Annotated in this window: 14 protein-coding genes; 6 read left to right on the forward strand and 8 right to left on the reverse strand. The window is 41.4% G+C overall.

All coding sequences use genetic code 11. The features are described 5' to 3' along the window. Window positions 1-37 precede the first annotated feature (37 nt). On the reverse strand, window positions 38-952 hold the full coding sequence (locus tag BMY70_RS12735) for a helix-turn-helix domain-containing protein (RefSeq protein ID WP_090335588.1): 915 nt from the start codon (window positions 950-952) through the stop codon (window positions 38-40). A 211-nt stretch (window positions 953-1,163) separates the two neighbouring features. Between BMY70_RS12735 and BMY70_RS12740 the strand changes: the two genes are divergently transcribed. After that, window positions 1,164-2,513 (forward strand): Gfo/Idh/MocA family protein, encoded by a 1,350-nt coding sequence (locus BMY70_RS12740; RefSeq protein ID WP_090335589.1) that lies wholly within the window; start codon window positions 1,164-1,166, stop codon window positions 2,511-2,513. Between the two features lie 79 nt (window positions 2,514-2,592). Here BMY70_RS12740 and BMY70_RS12745 read toward each other — a convergent pair whose 3' ends face one another. The 3 genes from BMY70_RS12745 to BMY70_RS12755 form a co-directional block, all read right to left on the reverse strand. Beyond that, complete coding sequence (locus BMY70_RS12745; RefSeq protein WP_090335590.1) at window positions 2,593-3,807, reverse strand: alpha/beta hydrolase family protein; 1,215 nt, start codon at window positions 3,805-3,807, stop codon at window positions 2,593-2,595. A gap of 586 nt (window positions 3,808-4,393) precedes the next feature. Next, window positions 4,394-5,608 (reverse strand): NO-inducible flavohemoprotein, encoded by a 1,215-nt coding sequence (hmpA, locus tag BMY70_RS12750; RefSeq protein WP_229209595.1) that lies wholly within the window; start codon window positions 5,606-5,608, stop codon window positions 4,394-4,396. A 48-nt stretch (window positions 5,609-5,656) separates the two neighbouring features. After that, window positions 5,657-5,854, reverse strand: coding sequence for a hypothetical protein (locus BMY70_RS12755; RefSeq protein WP_143072090.1), 198 nt, complete (start codon window positions 5,852-5,854; stop codon window positions 5,657-5,659). Window positions 5,855-6,431: 577 nt separating this feature from the next. On the opposite strand from BMY70_RS12755, the gene BMY70_RS12760 reads away from it, so the two are divergent. Genes BMY70_RS12760 through BMY70_RS12780 form a run of 5 tightly spaced genes read left to right on the forward strand, consistent with a single transcriptional unit; the run spans window position 6,432 to window position 10,657 of the window. After that, window positions 6,432-8,555, forward strand: coding sequence for a cbb3-type cytochrome c oxidase subunit I (locus BMY70_RS12760; protein WP_090335592.1), 2,124 nt, complete (start codon window positions 6,432-6,434; stop codon window positions 8,553-8,555). Window positions 8,556-8,578: 23 nt separating this feature from the next. Continuing rightward, the gene (locus BMY70_RS12765; RefSeq protein ID WP_090335593.1) at window positions 8,579-9,580 is read left to right on the forward strand and encodes a cbb3-type cytochrome c oxidase subunit II; all 1,002 of its coding nucleotides are present in this window, start codon (window positions 8,579-8,581) and stop codon (window positions 9,578-9,580) included. 16 nt (window positions 9,581-9,596) lie between these two features. After that, window positions 9,597-9,845, forward strand: a complete 249-nt coding sequence (locus tag BMY70_RS12770) for a hypothetical protein (protein ID WP_177197018.1) — start codon at window positions 9,597-9,599, stop codon at window positions 9,843-9,845. Between the two features lie 12 nt (window positions 9,846-9,857). Beyond that, on the forward strand, window positions 9,858-10,268 hold the full coding sequence (locus BMY70_RS12775) for a cytochrome C (RefSeq protein WP_090335595.1): 411 nt from the start codon (window positions 9,858-9,860) through the stop codon (window positions 10,266-10,268). Next, window positions 10,268-10,657, forward strand: coding sequence for a group III truncated hemoglobin (locus BMY70_RS12780; protein ID WP_310590638.1), 390 nt, complete (start codon window positions 10,268-10,270; stop codon window positions 10,655-10,657). Before BMY70_RS12775 ends, BMY70_RS12780 begins: the two co-directional genes overlap by 1 nt. Before the next feature lie 220 nt (window positions 10,658-10,877). Here BMY70_RS12780 and BMY70_RS12785 read toward each other — a convergent pair whose 3' ends face one another. From BMY70_RS12785 to BMY70_RS12800, 4 genes are all read right to left on the reverse strand, one after another. After that, window positions 10,878-12,599, reverse strand: coding sequence for a hypothetical protein (locus BMY70_RS12785; protein WP_090335596.1), 1,722 nt, complete (start codon window positions 12,597-12,599; stop codon window positions 10,878-10,880). Window positions 12,600-12,661: 62 nt separating this feature from the next. Further along, on the reverse strand, window positions 12,662-13,294 hold the full coding sequence (locus BMY70_RS12790; RefSeq protein WP_090336452.1) for a LysE family translocator: 633 nt from the start codon (window positions 13,292-13,294) through the stop codon (window positions 12,662-12,664). 120 nt (window positions 13,295-13,414) lie between these two features. Next, the gene (locus tag BMY70_RS12795) at window positions 13,415-14,203 is read right to left on the reverse strand and encodes a hypothetical protein (protein WP_090335597.1); all 789 of its coding nucleotides are present in this window, start codon (window positions 14,201-14,203) and stop codon (window positions 13,415-13,417) included. Between the two features lie 468 nt (window positions 14,204-14,671). After that, entirely contained in the window at window positions 14,672-15,577 is a 906-nt protein-coding gene (locus BMY70_RS12800) for a PD40 domain-containing protein (protein WP_090335598.1), read from the reverse strand. Window positions 15,578-15,763: the final 186 nt, after the last annotated feature.

Here is a 15,763-nt window from a genome sequence, read left to right on the forward strand (position 1 = left end):
AATCGCATTAATTTCGGGCTTTTTGCTGCAAGCGCTGTTAAAAAATCAGCGTACTGTGCTGCTTTCTGAAATCTGAGAAATTCATTCCGCAGTTATTTTTAAAAAACCTGCTGAAATGTGAAGTGTCTTCAAAACCAAGCCCAAATGCCACTTCTTTCATATTCATTTCTGAGCTCATTGCGCGTCTCTTAGCCTCTAAGATCAATCTTTGCTGTATATGATGTCTGACAGGAAACCCCGTTTCTTTTTTGACAACTTCATTTAAATAATTAGGCGTTACAAAAAGTTCGGAAGCATAATCCGACACCATCATTTTGCTTGTAAACCGCTCGTTTAACAATTGCATAAACTTACGCAGCAAACCATTACGGCCCTTTAATAACGCTTTGTCCGGCATGAAATCCATTTTCCTTGAAAGGTAAATCATCACTACGTTCAAAAGGCTCTTTAAAACTTCGGATTTGAATTTAAGTCCCTTGGAATACTCGTTTAACATCATCGAGACAACAATGTCTAATTCTGAATTCACGTCAGGATCAATGCGGACAGAGGGAAAAATTGTGCTTCCTGCATATCGGGATGTATGAAATGGGAAGGCCATTTCCTTTTCGCCAGAACATAAAAATTCCTCAGAAAATGCGATGCTGAATCCTTCTATCTCTCCTTTCGGGCAGAATTGATAGAGCTGACCTGGGGTGACGAGATATGCAATATCGTTCTCGATTTCCTGATTTTTGGTGTCAACACGGAAACTCCCCGAACCTTTTTTAATCCAGATAATTTCATATGATTTTTGGATAACCGGGACAGCTGTCTGCACTTTATCTGGTCTTAAAACAGAGGATTGTATTTGTCTTATCTCGAAAGGAATTTTTGCCTCCCGGATCGCGAGTGGCTCTTTTTTTATCAGTAGCGAGGTACCGTGGCCGATGTATTGTGTAGATGGCTGCATAGCTTTGTTGTTAAGGGGTGGTCAGTAGATTTGTAACCGGATCAGCTCCGATTTGGTATTTAAATTTAGCAACTCGGGAAGCAGTTTCTTACGGGTTTTCGGTCAATGGGTCTTTTTAATAGTTGAAAATGGAGAATGGATAGATTTCTGACCACTATAATTTCAAGGGTATGATAATTGCCATGGCATTGTCAGAAATTATAACCAGATTATGAAAGAGAGAAAAGAGTTACATTCATCAACAGGATTTGAAAATAAAACGGGCGAGTCGATATCAAGAAAAGGGTTTTTGTCGATGACGGGAAAATATGTCGCCGCCGGTGCTATCGGTAGTGCTGTTATTTCGGGGAGTACCAACTCGGCTCAGGCGCAGAAAAAAGTCCCTGTCAAAACATCTCGACAGCCGTCAGAGCCCGATAAGCAGATTGTTCTGGATAAGTGGAAATCAGAATTTGATCAGGCATCTGCTCCCGTCCCGATGCCTCTGCCGCCTGAAAAGAGGGTGGGGTATGCGGTAGTCGGTCTGGGACATTTGGCTTTGGAGGAAATCATTCCTGCACTGCATATGTGTAAAAAGTCAAAGCTTGTGGCACTGGTAAGTGGCGATCCCGAGAAAATGAAAATAGTAGCCGGGCAATATGCAATAAAGGCCGAGAGCTGTTATACCTACCAAACTTACGATCAGATAAAAAATAATCCGGAAGTAGAGGTAATCTATATTGTGCTGCCGAATAGTATGCATAAAGAATTTACCATAAGAGGAGCGAAGGCCGGAAAACATATTTTATGTGAAAAGCCAATGGCTAATTCGAAGGAAGATTGTCAGGAAATGATTGATGCCTGCGCGGCTGCAAAAGTCAAATTGATGGTTGCTTACCGCATTCAATATCAGCCGCACAACCGCAAATTACGTGAGCTGTTACAGGCAAAGGAATTTGGAAATGTCAAATTTCTCGAAGCTTCAAATTGTCAGAGCAGTGCAAATCCGGACCACTGGCGACACAAGAAGAAACTGGCTGGCGGAGGGGCATTGCCCGACATCGGACTATATTGCCTGAACACGACACGTTTCGTTTTGGGAGAAGAGCCGAACGAAGTTTTTGCTTACCAGTATAGCACACCCGGGAATCCGTTATTTACAGAAGTTGAGGAAATGGTGTCATGGCAGATGAAGTTTCCAAGCGGTGTGATCGCAAGCTGCTCGACGCATTACAACGTTCATGAGAGTCGTCATTACCGGGTGTTATGCGAGAAAGGATGGCTGAATCTGGATAAGGCATATGCTTACAAAGGCCAGAGTCTGAGCAGAGCGAAACCAGACGGCAAGCTTGAACTTCACGAAAATATTGGTATTGCCGAGGTTAATCAGTTTATGACCGAGATGGATTATTTTTCTGATTGTGTAATGAACGACAAGAAACCTTTCACACCGGGAGAGGAGGGTTTACAGGACCAGATTCTTATGGAAGCCATTTACCAGTCTGCCAAAGAAGGCAAGCCAGTCAGGATTGTAAATACAATTAAGGCTGATTACAGGGGGCCTGAGCCAGAGTTAACCTGATATATCATTCAGATGGAAAACAAAAATCCGGCCAGATATGGCCGGATTTTTATCTTGGTCTACTGACAAAGAGAGGTAATCAAGGAGCTAATAACAAACCAATCATCGTTGTTAAATAAATCTGCGCGCCTTCGCGGTGAGTGGCCGAAGGTGGCTGAATACGCAACAGTGTGGCCATTGAACCATTATCTTGCAGTTTTTTTTCAGCGATGTTTGCATTCAGGAAAGGGACAAAATCGTCGCCCTCGGAGTGGAACAGCATAACCGGAGCTTTCGGTTTCCAGTCGTAAACGTCGTTTGCCTTCAAGGCTGCGATGAATTTTAGATTAGTTGAATTTTTAATACCGGAAATAAAATCCGCAGTATACAATTTGGATGGATTCAGATCAATTTCAGCAGCAAGAGGATTTCCTGCGGCCGTTGCAGCTGCTACTTTTGCTGCATTCAGCGGCGTAATAAGATCCGTCAACGGAGCATTTATTCCATACATTTGATTGTATGTTAAAAGTACCCAAAGATAATAACTGGCCGCTGCCGCAGGCATATCCGTAGTCTGGCTTACAACCCATTTTGCGGTACTGACCATATCATAAGGACCCGCCGCCGGATAACTTTTCAGGACCGTAAACTCGGAAGAAGCATTTGTCTCAATTTCCTGATGCAGAGCCATCGTCGCATATCCGCCTTCTGAGTAACCTGCGAGCTGAATCTTTTTCTTCAATTTTAAATTATTTAGTGAAGCAAATTCCATGGCTGCCCGCAGCATATCCAAACTCGCCCAGGCAAGAGACGCTTTGTGCTGGTAAGGATGCTGAATTGTTGCACTTTCGCCGAAACCCAGATAATCCGGCATCACAATGTAAAATCCTTTTGCCAGAGAGGCAGCAGCTGTTGCTACAACAAAAGCTTCCGCATTTCCAACAGGTTTGTAATTTGAAGGTGCCTCATCCTGTGTGGTTATCGTCCCGTGTTGAAAGCTCAGAACCGAAAGACTATCTTTGAAATTTTCAGGAAAAAGCACGACTCCGGACGCCTGAATCTGTTTCCCGTCCAGCGTTTTCGTATTATAAAATAACTTGTAAACCTTCACACCGCTTGTTACGAAGGGCGCGAGTGCGGTGGCTCTCAGCTTCACTTGGGCAGCGGATACATTGGCAATGTTGTCAGATTTAATCAGATACTTTACTTCCGGATCAGGAGGTAGATCGTGATCTTTAAAACAACCTGTGACCAAAACGGTCAGAAACATAAAAAGCGTTAAGGAAAGCTTAAAGTTTAGGTGTAGAGACTTCATATTGCGGAGTTTATTTGAGGATTATTTGTTTCTCGAAAAGCAAGCAGGGATTTTTTATTTGGATGGTGTTTCCGTATTTACATGTATAGTATAGCAAGATTATTACACGTTCAAAGCTGCCGGTCTACATTCTTGCACAGCTTATGGACTTGATTTGCAGCGCGATAAAAATACCACATTTTCACAAGCATTCTGATACAAAGTGACGACTCGTTCTGAAGAACCTATTTAATGGTAAAAAGCTAGACAGCGCCTTACCATTAAGCATGTTAAAGGCAAGCCGCTCCGGTGTTTTGAATAGCTGATTTTTCTACTTTTGATCCTGCGGGATGCTTAAAATCGGCGTGTTACTAAATAATTAAAAGCTATTAGCCGTTACCTTTCCTATTACGGTCCATATTGAACCAAAATATAGTCGACCGAAGATGCGAGCTTTGGTACCTGGGCTGCCTTGGTTTTAGTTTATATGAGAGGATTAATTGGCAAGTTTGCCTATGACCGCCGGGAATATAGGGTAATTGCAAAATCAAACTGATATCTACAAAAATACCTGCCCGAAATAAAAATTGGGCAGGTATTTTTTCTATTAATTCAAACTTAAAGTCTGGGGGGCGAACTCTTCAAAGTGAATATAATCTTTACTGATTCCTTTGGAAACCAGATTATTATAATGTTTTGAAATGAAAGGTGCCGGACCGCAGATATAATAATCTGTATGTTCGGTCATCAGTTCATTTCCCAAAACATCCAGCTCCACCCAGCCAGTATAGAATTCATTAGCAATTGAGTTTTGAACTTCCGTGCTGTAAAAAATATGTTTTTTGATCGCTTTTTCGTCGTCTGCCCAGTATTCAATCATTTCTTTAAAGGCGTGAACGTCTTTGTTGCGTGCGCCGTGAATCCAGGTTTTAGGTTTTTTGCTGCCGGTCTTGATCAGTTGTTCAAGCATGCTGATTAGTGGAGTTTGTCCCACGCCACCACTGATGAAAACAACAGGGTTGTCGTTCTCATTTTTAAGAACAAATGTTCCGGTAGGAGCCGATACGTCGATCAGGTCTCCCGGATTGATAAAATTATGCAGGCGGTTACTGATCATGCCGTCAGGATTAGGATTTCCGGAAACCTCTTTTTTAACAGAAATACGATAATACAAACCGTTTGGTGCGTTGGAAATACTGTATTGCCGAGGTTGCAGCAAATTCAATTCAGGAAGAAACAGACGTACGCTTATAAACTGACCTGGTATAAAATCGGCAACTGCGCCGCCATCAGTCGGATATAAATGGAAAGAGGTGATCTCTGCCGATTCCTGGATTTTTTCTCTAACGACAAACGGACGCCAGCCTGTCCAACCACCTTTTTTCTCAACTTGTTGACGGTATAATTTGGTTTCATGTCCAGACATGATTTGTGCAAGCTGCGTATATGCAACTTCCCACGCGTCGATAATTTCCGGGGTCGCGGTTTCTCCTAAAACTTCGGAAATAGAAGCCAGTAAATGTTCTCCCACGATCGCATAATGTTCCGGACGGATATCAAGACTTACATGTTTTTGTCCGATTCCATTGACAACAGGCATTAATACACCTGGATTTTCGATATGCTCTGCATAAGCCAGCACAGCCATTGCCAACGCGGTCTGCTGTCTTCCGTTTTGCTGGTTGCCCATATTAAAGACATTTTTCAATTCAGGGTTATGTACAAACATACGTTTGTAAAAATGAGTTGTAAGTAAAACCCCGTTTTCTCTAAGAACAGGTACAGTGGCTTTCACCAAATCTTTTTGTGCTTGCGTGATCATGATTAAATTTATTATTAAGTAATTGATTATTTAGGTTTTAGCTTCCTGTTAGACTTGTATCAGGAAGCAAAGACTGTCCTCGTTTGCCTCTGGCCTATGGATGATATGAAGAGGAATTTCCAGATCATCATATTTATTTAGCGCAATCGATTTCCCGGTTTCTTTATATGTTACTGAGCCTTCAGTCACTATCAGACGGTTAGGAACCGTCTTTTTATGCTCTTTCCAAACCATTCCTTTTTTCATTCCGATTATCAATGTTTTGAAGTATTCGCTCGATTGGATCATTTTAATAACCGGCTGCGCGGCTGTTTCCAAATGGATCAATACTTTCGGGATTATCGTCTTTTGAGGTAAATAAGTAAATTAAGATCTTTTTATCCTTTATTTTCAAAAATAGACACAATACAGGCATTGATAACATTCAGTTTCCATTCCGAAACGATTGACGAACTTTTTTATACAACAAAGGTAAATGTAAAATTTAAGAATAAAAGAGTATTTTATCTTTTATTGTCCGACATATCATATATCTTTGTTTTATAAAAGATAAAAAGGTATTAATATATTTAAATGGCATGAAGAATTTTGAAAGCAGGAGCGGACTCGGATAAATCTGGCTTCTCAAAATGTACAAGTATTTTGATAGATTGTACATTGAACAATGTCACTTGTACGGGTAGCTTTGAGCTGTTAACACGTAATATCCGGAGCTGTGTACAGGCAGTCAGGTTTCGCTCTCCAATGTAATTATCCGGTCCTGAAATTGGGCCGCATAGCAAGAATAAATTTCCGAAGATGTAAAAATCTCAAAACCAAAGTCATGAACACTCATCATTGCAAGGCGAAAGTCGCTTTAATTATTCTTATTTTCTCGCTCAGTATCAGTCCTGTGTCGGCACAAGACACATCCACTCAAAAGTTCATTCTGCTCATTTCAACATTTCTGGTATTCGCGATTTCTATTTCCGTTTTGATCGTAGCAAAATTGACAAAAGATATCGTTGAACAGTTTCAAAAATCGAAACAGCAGAATTTTGAAAGAGATTACGACAAATACTTTAAAAATCTGAACAGTGACCAGATAGAGATTTTTTTGAAGAATAAAGAACTCGGAAGAAAAACTGAAACGGTTGAAAGGACGCTGGCGATTGCAGGTTTATGTTTCATTTTATCAACTACGATTTCATTCGGCCAGCAACCGGTGATTTCAGAGGGATCCTTACTCAGCCAGACAGGAATTATTATCACGATTGTGCTGATCTCAATTCCGGTTGTCTGTGGGATATTTTTATTGATGTTCAAGATTATGAAGGCATTGCGGGCGTTTCGTAATACGCAAACCCTTTCTGAAGCGGAGTATCTTACGGCGTATCTAAAATCACTTGAAAATGAGTCATTGGAAGTATCATTGAAGATACGCAAACAGCAGCTCGACTATCAATTGTCCAACAACGAATTGATGGGAGCAAACCCGGCTTCGGATGAAAAAGGATTGATCGGCAATATACATGATGCCAGTTTGCCGTTCGTCGCACGCAAGAAAAATGCATTAGTCCGGCCCAAAATTGATGCAGATTTAACCAGACTCGTCCTTTGGTATGTACGCTGCGCAACATTCTGGCTGGTTTTTGGCACGTCGGTCGGCGAATTCGTGGGAATAAAGTTCGTCGCACCGGATATTGACCATGTCAGCTGGCTCAGTTTTGGACGTTTGCGGCCTGTCCATACTAATGCTGTTTTTTGGGGCTGGGCTTCACTGGCTATGCTGGGACTGGGACATTATGTAGTTCCACGGGTTAGTAATACCAAACTTTTCAGCATCAATCTTGGTTGGTATTCGTTGATCCTGATCAATACCGCCGTATTTGCCGGTACTATTTGTTTGATGGCGGGCATCAACAACGGTGGTGGCGAATACCGGGAATACATCTGGCCTGTTATGCTGCTTTTTGGTGTCGGACTTGCACTGACTTTGATTAATTTTTTAAAAACCTTAGCCAGAAGAACAACAAAGGAAATTTATATTTCTAACTGGTATATCATTTCGGCTATTATTTTCGCGATCGTGATCAGTATAGTCGCCTACGTTCCCATTTGGCAAAATGGACTAGGGGAAACCATCGTGCAGGGGTACTACATGCACCAGGGGGTCGGGATGTGGTTTATGCTTTTTACTCTTGGAATCGTTTATTATTTCCTTCCGCAGCAGCTCAACAAACCCATTTATTCGTACAGTTTAGGTATTCTGGCCTTCTGGACACAGATTTTATTTTACACGCTCATTGGTACCCACCATTTCGTTTTCAGCTCGATTCCCTGGTGGCTTCAAACTATTGCGATTGTTGGGAGTGTCGGCATGGTTATCCCTGTAATCGCCGGTACAACAAACTTTACGATGACTTTCAGGGGCAGCTGGTACAAAATTCCTGACAGTTATACGCTTCCGTTTTTTCTGACAGGTATTGTTTTTTATTTCACGGGATCTTTGCAGGGAACGGCGGAGGCTTTCAGAACAACCAATCTACTATGGCACTTTACTGATTTCACCGTCGCTCATTCACATATAACCATGTATGGTATAATCTGTTTTCTTGTCTGGGCAGGAATTTATGCGGTTGTGCCACGCCTGACAGGTATCGAACCTCCCCAGGTGACGGTCGGCGCTCACTTCTGGCTGGCACTTATCGGACTGATGTTTTATACAATTCCTTTGATGTACGGAAGTACGTTGCGGGGATTGATGTGGATGGAGGGAAAACCTTTTATTGACAGCGTTGTTTTTATGGCACCATTCTGGTTATGGCGAGCAATCGGAGGTAGCCTCATGTGGCTGTCGCACTTATTTTTTGCCTATAATTTTTACAAAATGCTGGTTGGCAGCGGTATTGTCGATGTTCGGGAAGCTGCGTTTGCAAAACTCGCTCGGGAAAATACTCTTAATTAAAAACCAACCTTAGACGCCCCGCCATGGAATTTTTTGATAGCCATACGAAGTTATTCAGCGCTGCTTTTCTCCTGTTTTTAGTGCTGACCCTGTTTGTGGCCATTATGCCGGCCATTAATAATGATAGAAATAATGCGGCGTTGCCGGGAGAAGAAATGCTAAGCGAAGAGGCAGTGAAGGGCAAGGCTTTATTCATTGCGAACGGTTGTGTTGCATGCCATACGCAGCAAGTTAGAAATGTAGAAATGGATAAAATGTGGGGGAAACGGCCAAGTCTTGCTGCTGATTACGCTTCAAATCGTCGCATTGATTTATGGCGGAATACGGCAACGCTAATGGGTACCGAGCGTACCGGTCCGGATCTTACGACCGTCGGAAGTCGGCAGCCCAGCAAAGAATGGAATCTGGTTCATTTATTTAATCCGAGAATTGTGGTCAAAGAGTCAATCATGCCAGCATATCCATGGCTTTTTGAATTTAAGAACGAGGCTGCAAATGAAGACATTGTCGTTTCAATTCCTGAAAAATATTCAGCCGGGCAGGGTGTTTTGGTAGCGAAACGAGAAGCTTTACAGCTAGTCGCTTACCTTCAATCACTGAAACAAACAGACGTGCCACAAGGCCAAGCCATTGCATTTTTATACAAAAAACAACAAAATATCACTGATGAATCTGTAACCGTTTCCTCCGTTGCTGATGGTGACGCATTGTATGCAACCCATTGCCAGGCCTGCCATCAGGCTAATGGGGAAGGTTTAAAAGGTGCTTTTCCAGCCTTAAAAGGAAGGCCGATAGTGGCGGACGATAACCCGGAACTGATGTTGAATATTATCATGAATGGCTACGATGCCCGGCCGGAATTCGGTGTTATGCCAGCAGTCGGAAAAAACAGTGACCTTAAACCTGAGGAAGTTGCTGCGATCATGAATCACGAACGTGGGAGCTGGGGCAACAATGCAAGAAAGGTTACACCAGAGGAAGTTCAGAAGTTGCTGGACAGGATAAAAAATTTACCAAATCAATAACTGAAATCATTTGAAGATGAAGAAATATATTATGCTTTTTTTGATGTTATCCATGCAGATTGCAGCCGTTTGCTGTCCTGTCTGCGATCAGCGTCAGCCCAGGTTATTAAAAGGAATTACTCATGGCGCCGGGCCTGAGAGCAATTGGGATTATCTGATTATTTCAGCCGTTTCTGTCATCGTCCTGCTGACGTTTTTTTATTCGGTCAAATGGTTGCTGCAACCAGGCGAACAAGGTGACGATCATATCAAGAGATTTATTTAAGTCAGGAATAAAATGGAAGATAAGAGCATAGTTGTCATTTTTCTGGACGACGATCAGAAGCCTGTCGGTGAGTTTGTTTCTCCTGTAAATTTTGAACTGGATACACGAAAACTTGTCGATGGAAAACATCTGCTGAGAGTTATCAGCAAAGATCCGACCGGGAAGGAAGGTATCAGACTGATTCCCTTCGAGGTGAAAAACGGACCGGCCATTGCGATTGAAGGGATCAGGGAAAACGCCGTTGTTGATGGTGTTGTGCCGCTTATGATCAACGCTTATGGAAAAGGGGATCAGAAAAAATTTCTGATTACCGGAAGTGAAACGCCGCAAAGCATCCCCGCCTTTTTGTGGATACTCGTCATCGGTTTTCTGGGTTGGTCACTTTATTATCTAATCACGTACGCTTCGCTGACTGAACAATAATGATGGAAACGAAAAGAGAAATTGTGTCGCTGGAAGAAATAAAATTATTGGTTGATACCTTTTATGAAAAGGTCAGGAGTGACGAAAAGCTTGCACCGGTTTTTGCCGAGCGCATAAAAGGTAATTGGGAGCCGCATCTTGAAAAAATGTATAAATTCTGGCAGACAATTTTGCTGGGCGAGTATACCTATACCGGAAGCCCATTCCAGCTTCATGCGCTATTGCCTGTTGACCATTCGCATTTTATAAGCTGGATGTCCTTATTTACAGAAACTATCGATGAACTTTTCCACGGAGCTAAATCGGAAGAAGCAAAATGGAGGGCAGGCAAAATTGCGGAAACGTTTGAGTATAAAATTGCTCATTATCAAAAGAATATGATTTTATAGCAGACCTGTTTTTTTGCCCTTTCCTATTTTATAATGGTGATAAAGTTTTTTGTAAAGGTCAGTATGGCACCTGGTATCAACGCTCTTCTACCTATGCGGTTTTCGAAAATTTTGTATTTGCTTTACTGCTGGCAATAATCTCCCGTCACAAATAAGGCTTCGACGGCGTTCACGCGGAAAAACCACAGGCCAGGATATTTGCCTGGCCTCTGGTTTTACGCTAACGAATGAAAACGGAACCTTCAGGAATGCTCTCCGCGTGAGAAAATGCGAGTTCGTATTTTCTCTTGTACTCTGATAAGTTTTTCGTTTTCTTTTGCGCTATGGAACTTTGGTATAGCCCCAAATACGACCATCCGTTTCCGGGATTCCAGACAAGATCTTCCTGGTAAACTTTTTCTGCTAATGATGGTTTTCTTAGTTTCAGATAAAAAGCGCCTAAAAACTGACGTGCTGGGATGGGCCAGTCATTTGGTTCTGTGTAAATCAAGCCGTCTTCAATTTTTACAGCTTCGTTCAGACTGGCAATTGCTGCAACAGCATTTTTCTCTTTAAAATAGATTGATCCTTCCAGTATTTTTCCTGCGATCAATGCAATGGGTAGAGGCGCATTGAATGGAATCCGGCGTTTTTCCAGAATCGGGTCTTTTGTTTTTTTCTGCAATTGGCTAAGATGTTTTTTTGCCAGGTCTATCTTGCCAGTGTTGACGTAGGCCATACCCTTTGAAAAGTCGTTCAATAAAGTCGCATAGGTCCAATGTTGATCCGGAACGGTATTATCTTTCAAAATTTCATCCCATTTTCCCAGCCTTACAAGTGTGAGTGAAGGCAACATATACAAATACTGATCATAGGTAGTTTCAGGCGTTGGTGCAACACTTTTTCGACAGCGCGTCGCGTCTCGCATCGCTGTTTCATACATCCCGCCACTCAACGCACAATAGGTTTGTACTGCAAAATAATGAGGGCTGTGTTTGACCAGACCCAGATTTTTTGCGAGAGAATCATAGCGCAGTAGATTTTCATCCGCAGCATCATTCACTGCTACACCTTTGGCAAAAAGCCCGTTACGCTGATATTCATGGCTCGACATATGGACCATGTGTGCGACACCGGGAAAAAGTTCTTTCAGTTTATCAGCATTTGGAAGTGCCTGCTCGGGGTGGCGGGAGGCTTCCGTTAAGTGTATGTGATAATGCAGAGCAGCGGGATGATCAGGATTCTTTTCCAATATTGTCTCACACAAACGCACAACTTCATCCGTCCAGGGCTTTGGAGAGCCGTCGTTATTCCAGAAATCCCAGGCGTGTATCAGCATAATTGCATCTACGTAAAGTGCTTTGATATCCAGATCGTCAGGATAAGCCAAAATCAATTCGCGCATCGAGGCAGCGTAAGCAAGATTAAGGTCCTTTCGCTTTGAGTCCGTAAGGTCATTTGAATAACGGTAGTTCATAATCTCAATCATCGCTTTTTCCTTACCGGTTGTAAGCGCAATCTTCTCATTCATATTGTTCAAAACACTCTGGATTTCTGCTGGCATTTTATAGGTGTGAGCCGAATTATAATATGGTCCCATGGCTAGCGCCTGACCCCAATAGGTCATCGCCGAACCAGGTGCAAGCCTTGAAGACTCTTTGAAAGAAGCCAGCGCTTCCTTCATATGGTAACTGTAATATAAATTAAGGCCCTGATCGAAATAAAACTGGGCGCTATCATTTGAAGTTGAAATTTTGTAGGAATAATTTCCCCATCCGGGCATTACCCCTATAAACTTGCCATTTTTTGCAGCACGGATCAGCGTTCCTCCGGGAGCGGCGCAAACGGTAATAGGACTTTGACTTTCGTCTGCGGGCGGATTAGCTTCCTTGGGAAATAGTCCAAGTATAAAACTGCCCAGGAGAAAAAATGGCGAAAGAAGTAGCAGGATAAGGTTTTTCATCAAACGGATCGGTTTTGAGTATACTTGCAATTTATAATATTAACCTCAAATTCAACGACAACTTACTTACCTTTATCAAATGCCATCCGTATGGCAAGTCCGGCTAATACCCCTGACATAACTCGTTTTTGAATTTTGATGTAAACCGGACGTCGCTGAAAGAATGCAGCAAGACGGGACGCTGAAAGGATAATTAAGATGTTCAACGATGTGCTGATCGTAAGTTGTACTATTCCAAGCTCTATGTTCTGAAAGATTATATTGCCATATGTCGGATTTGTAAACTGCGGAAAAAATGACATGTAAAATATGGCTACTTTCGGATTTAAAACATTCGTGAGAAATCCCATTCTGATCAGTTTAGATCTTGAATCCGAGGGAAGGTCGCTGGTTTCAAAAAGCGAATTTGAATTTGGTCTAACACCTTGCCAAGCCAGGTAAAGTAGGTAAAATACGCCAAGCCACTTAATGGCTTCGTACGCCATCGGGATTGCGATGAACACGGCTGTCAGTCCGAAAGAAACGAGCAGAATATGCGCCAGGAAGCCTGCCAGGATACCAATAAGTGAAATTAGGCCTGCTCTTTTGCCCTGTGTCAAAGATCTTGAAATAAGATAAATCATATTTGGGCCAGGGCTTAACACAAGTCCGAGAGCGGCAATAGAAAACAGGATTAAATTGTTAATGGGAACCATGAGAAGTGTAAATGGGGAAAAATGAAAGAGTAATCTTTCAAATGTACCCGTTACTACGCTGTCTGAAAACTCCAATTTTAATAAATTCGATAGTCCAATTTTAAAATTGCGCGGATAGTTTTAATTCAGGTTTAAACCCACAGCGGCACCGAGATAGGGTTTTCCCTGGTAATACCAGTACTCCTTGTTATCATCCAAAAGATGATCAATACCCCCAATCAGGCCGAACGTGAATTTACCTACGCCAAAAAGCACCGCTATCCCTTTGGTCCAAACCATACCGTCATATTCTATTGAAATATTATTGTTGGTATTGTAAGGGTTCATCGCAGTTGTACCGAAACCGGTGATAATACCAGCTGAAAATCCATAATGAATAATTTTTTGACTGACATGGCCGATCGGATTTTTAGTGTAACTGACGCCATATGTGTCATTTCTATAACCAAGATAAACGGCTCCATTCAGATTATTGCTCAGCTGCCTCGGAAATGAGCTGGTTGAAGGTCTGAATTTTAGCGGAATTGTCACAAAATCGATGTCGAAACTGTTTTGCCAGTACTTATTTTCTCCGATTGTTTTCAGCGAGTTCTTCGATGGAGTTTTGCTTTTTGGCATAACCGAGGTATCAACAGAAAGTTTTTTTACTCCTTTGTTTATTGCATACACAATGATCGAATCGTGATCGTTTTCAATGTAAACGTGCTGTTTTTCTCCCTGAAGTTTCGACTTATATACGCCGTCTTCAAATTTGTACTTCGGGCTGTTATTTAAACTTTTGCAGCCGTGAAGGGATAAAAAGAGTAAACAAAGAATAAGTTGAACACAATAGTTTAATATTTGATTTGGTAAATTTTGACGAATTATTTTGATCGGAAAAGGTTCAGTCTCCGGTATAAGTTTGGTCATTTAAAGACGTTGGTTGAGGTGAAAAGTCCAGGTTTTTTCTTTTTTAAGAACAGTATAAAAATTGTGCTACGAATTGCTTGACATCGTTGATTTTGGACAGCCGTATATTCTGTACAGAACTTCTTACTTTGTGAATATATGTTGCAAACCCGATTTCTGTGGCTTGAAACAGATTGTGGCACAGCCAGGTTCTCAGGGTTTGTAAATGGAAAAGAATGCTGCGAACTGCGAAAAGTTTTCGAAATATCTTATTGACTTCTTATCAATCCTAATAGTCAGCGTCTTAGCAAATTTACTTTCAATACTTTTTTTATGTATAGTTAATATAATATATAAAGTTTTTATAAAAAGTATAATTATTTATAAATGTCAGATATTTTTAAAAAGATAGATACTTTTAGTGGGTTTTGCGATGTTTATCAATTTGTGTATTTGACCAGTGAAGAAGATTATCTCAATAATAGACTACTACCTCAAAGAATCAATAACCGTCGCATCTATCCAGAAAATATTCCCGTCACGACTAAAAAATAGATACTTCCCATCTTTTGAAACAAACGGACAAAACTCATAACGTTCTGAATTTATTCTTTTGCCCATATTTTTAGATGACTGCCAGTTACCATTTTTGTCTTTGAAACTTATGAATAAATCTCCTTTCCCCATACCGTCCGGCCTTTCTGCGCAGACGATCAGGTAGCTTTCATCGGGTGCAACAAACACGTCTGCTTCATAATATTCAGTGTTTATGGCTGCACTAACTTTTTGAGAAGGAGTGAAGTTATTGTCGACTAATTTGGAATAACGAATGTCAAAATTGTTGTCGTCTGCTTGCCCGGTGTCGCCGTTGTTAGAAAAATACATGGTTCCCTCATCAGTAAAAGACATATAGTATTCGTTCTTTATGGTGTTGATTTCTTTTCCAGCATTTTTGGGCTCTGACCAACCGTCTTTTGTCCTTTCGATATACCAGATGTCGAAGTCTTTTACATCTCCCTGTCCGTCAATAGGACGGTCAGATATAAAAAATAATTTTTTCTGGTCTGGTGATAAAAACGGATCGTTGTATTCATATTTTTCGCTAGCTAAAATGATAACCGGTGAGCGCCAATGACCATTTTTGAGTTCATGCATTAAAATCTGTGGCTTTTTATTTACGATAGCCGAATAGTAAAATTCTCCGCCTTTTCGCGAGAATACAGAGCCGTATTCATATCTGTCTTTTAAGGATATTATTCCAGGAGCAAACACTTCGGCAACTAACCCAGGTGGTTTTTGTCCGAAGTAAAGAGTGGTATCTGATAAATCAGCCTGACTTTTTACTTTGCAAAAAGGAAAAAGGGATAATAAAAAAATTGAGAGGAATCTGGTCATAAGTACTGATTGTTTAGTTTAGTATTGGAATGAGATTGAGAAATGATCTGAGAAAGAGTTTGCCACGCAATAAGGCCGCATTGTAACCTCGAAAACCAGGTAAAATGAACAATATCATGTTCAGTTACTAACCGGACGTGCGTTCTAGAATGTAGCTATTCTCAAAATTACAAAGGTTAGGTTAAA

The organism is Dyadobacter koreensis, from assembly GCF_900108855.1.
GTDB lineage: Bacteria > Bacteroidota > Bacteroidia > Cytophagales > Spirosomataceae > Dyadobacter > Dyadobacter koreensis.